We start from the raw sequence: 2,976 nt of genomic DNA on the forward strand, positions 1-2,976 counted from the left end.
TTTCTCCGGTAACTGTATTTCCCGAAGCATCTGCTGTATCGTTACATTCACAACATAGCCAACAGCGTGCCAAGAATAAAATTTTTATAAAAATAATTTTTAATTAATTGAATATAAAGAAAATATATTTTAAAGTGGCTTTTATCGCCAAATAGCGTATAATACTAAAAAATATATTTATAGATAGTTATATAGAAAATAAAATATACAAGGATATATGATGCGATTCGATGATTTGGACAAACACTTGCGGCTAAGTAAACGGAAAATTTGTCCTGGAAAAATAATTTAAAGACCCTCTGAAACATGAATACCATCCCCAAAAAACAAGTCGCCGTCAGCTTTCTTGGTACAGTGCTGGACAAAGGTTTCGGTCAGGGCCGTTGGTTGAAATGGCGGCCAAACGTCGCCATGAATCAGCGTCAAGATTTTCATCTCGACCGTATGGAGCTGTTTTATGCGGAGAAATACCGCGAACTGGCGGATCATGTAAAAGCCGATATTCAGCAAGTATCGCCGCACACAGTCGTCAATCTCGTGCCTATGGAGCTGGCAAACCCGTGGGATTTCTCCGAGGTTTATACCAAACTGCACGATTGGGCAGCAAACTATCCATTTGATACAGAAGAAGAAACCTATCTCACCCACATCACGACAGGTACACACGTTGCCCAAATCTGCCTGTTTTTATTGGTGGAATCACGTCAAATCCCCGGCGTACTGTTGCAAACCGCTCCGCCCAAAAATCAAAGACGCAGTATGGAGGACGGCAATGTCGGTAGTTATGAAATCATCGATTTGGACTTGGCGCGTTACGACGTGCTGGCCGAACGCCTCGCCGCCGTGCGCGATGACGCAGTGCGCTACCTGAAAAGCGGCATTTCTACCCAAAACGCCGCCTTCAACCGCATGATTGCCGAAATTGAACAAGTCGCACTCAACTCTCCTTCCCCCATTCTGCTTTCCGGCCCGACAGGCGCAGGTAAATCCATGCTGGCACGCAGGATTTTTGAATTGAAAAAAGCGCGCCATCTGATTAAAGGCACATTTGTCGATGTAAACTGCGCCACCCTTCGCGGCGACGGCGCAGCATCTGCCCTGTTCGGCCACAAAAAAGGCGCCTTTACCGGTGCTGCAGAAAAGCGTGAAGGCTATTTGAAAACCGCCGACGGCGGTGTATTGTTTTTAGATGAAATTGGCGAATTGGGCTTGGACGAGCAAGCTATGTTGCTCAAAGCCATTGAAGAAAAACACTTTTATCCCGTCGGCAGCGACAGCGAAGTCAAAAGCGACTTCCAACTTATCGCCGGCACCAACCGCGACCTACGCCACGAAATCCGCGCCGGACGCTTCCGCGAAGACCTGTTCGCCCGCATTAATATCTGGAATTACCCACTACCTGCACTCGCCAACCGTCGCGAAGACATCGAGCCCAACGTCGAACACCAGCTCGCCTTAGCCTCGCAAGAACTCGGCCGAACCACCCGCTTCAACAAAGAAGCCCTGGCCACCTACCTCGACTTCGCCCACTCCAACCAAGCACCATGGCGCGGCAACTTCCGCGACCTCGCCGCCAGCATCATGCGCCTGGCCACACTCGCGCCGCAAGGCAGGATACAAGTAGAACAAGTCCAAGCCGAAATCGAACGCCTCAAATGGTTATGGTCGGAAGAACCCTTTTCAGACGGCCTCCTACATAACAGGCCGTCTGAAAAAGCACAAGACTACCCCGATAAAATCGATTGGGACACATTGGATTTATTCGACAAACTACAACTGCAACACGTTATCGACGAATGCCGCAAACATCCCAACATGGCCGCCGCCGGCCGTGCATTGTTCAACGTCTCCCGAACAGAAAGGGCAAAAGTCAATGACAGCGATCGACTGAGAAAGTATTTGCAACGGTTTGGACTGGAATGGGGGGATATTTAAATAGAGTGGGCAGACTAGTTCATTTTGAGAGCATTATTTTTTATCATTTATAAAAAACAAAAGGCATCAATCTGATGCCTTTTTATTTTCGTTAACATAAAAAATTAACGTTCATACCAACGTTTGGTCGATTCACGAATCACTTCTTTGGTTTACTTCAAAAATGCCGCATGATAGGCAATATGCTCGCCAACAAAACTGGCGATGAAGTAATAGCTATGATCATAGCCTTTGTGGAAGCGCACATCGACTGGTTGATTTGCCGCACGACAGGTTTCAATAAAATCTTCGGTACGTAATTGTGTTGGCAAAAACTCATCTTCCAAGCCCTGATCAATGCGCATACCTTGTACTTTATAGCCTTGTTGAATGAGTGAGCTGGCATCATATTGCTGCCATTTTTCGCGATCTTTTCCTAAATAGGCAGAAAAGGCTTTTTCTCCCCAAGGCACGAGGCTAGGCGATAAAATGGGCGAAAAGGCAGAAACACTTTGATAACGTTCTTGGTTTCGCAGCGCCAATACCAATGCGCCATGTCCGCCCATTGAATGTCCCATAATCGAACGTTTGCCGTTGGTAGGGAAATTTTCCTCAATCAGACTAGGCAACTCATTCAAAATATAATCATACATTTGATAATTCGTCGCCCAAGGCTGCTCGGTCGCATTAAGATAAAAGCCCGCACCCTGCCCTAAATCGTAAGCATTATCGTTCGGCACTTGCTCTCCGCGAGGGCTGGTATCGGGAGCAACCACAATTACTTGATGTTCTGCCGCGTAACGCTGAAAGCCTGATTTGGTAATGAAATTTTGTTCCGTACACGTTAAGCCGGAAAGCCAATAAATCACACCAAGCGGTCGATTCTCCGGATTATCCGGCAAATAGACGGCAAATTTCATTTCGCATTGCAGCGTTTGGGCATGGTGTGCCCACACTTGTTGCGAACCACCAAAAATTTGATGTTGTTCAATCAGTTTCATCGCGTACCTTAGTAATGAATAACAGCGCGGATCGATTTACCTTCATGCATTAACTCAAAGG

General features: G+C 46.7%; 2 protein-coding genes. One reads left to right on the top strand and one right to left on the bottom strand.

Translation table 11 applies throughout. From position 1 onward, the window contains the following. Positions 1-306: 306 nt before the first annotated feature. Positions 307-1,935 carry an RNA repair transcriptional activator RtcR gene (rtcR, locus tag ACTHS3_RS11175; protein WP_004520021.1) on the top strand — a complete coding sequence of 543 codons (1,629 nt, stop codon included), beginning with the start codon at positions 307-309 and terminating at the stop codon, positions 1,933-1,935. A gap of 152 nt (positions 1,936-2,087) precedes the next feature. Here the strand turns inward: rtcR and fghA are convergent, their stop codons facing one another. Next, the gene (fghA, locus tag ACTHS3_RS11180; protein ID WP_049336824.1) at positions 2,088-2,915 is read right to left on the bottom strand and encodes an S-formylglutathione hydrolase; all 828 of its coding nucleotides are present in this window, start codon (positions 2,913-2,915) and stop codon (positions 2,088-2,090) included. Positions 2,916-2,976: the final 61 nt, after the last annotated feature.

The sequence above is a fragment of the Neisseria sp. P0009.S007 genome, assembly GCF_051962515.1.

What these genes read in the sequence shown, in the direction of transcription:
- rtcR (WP_004520021.1), top strand. Translation starts at nt 307, where the DNA reads ATGAATACCATCCCCAAAAAACAAGTCGCCGTCAGCTTTCTTGGTACA.
- fghA (WP_049336824.1), bottom strand. Translation starts at nt 2,915, where the DNA reads ATGAAACTGATTGAACAACATCAAATTTTTGGTGGTTCGCAACAAGTG.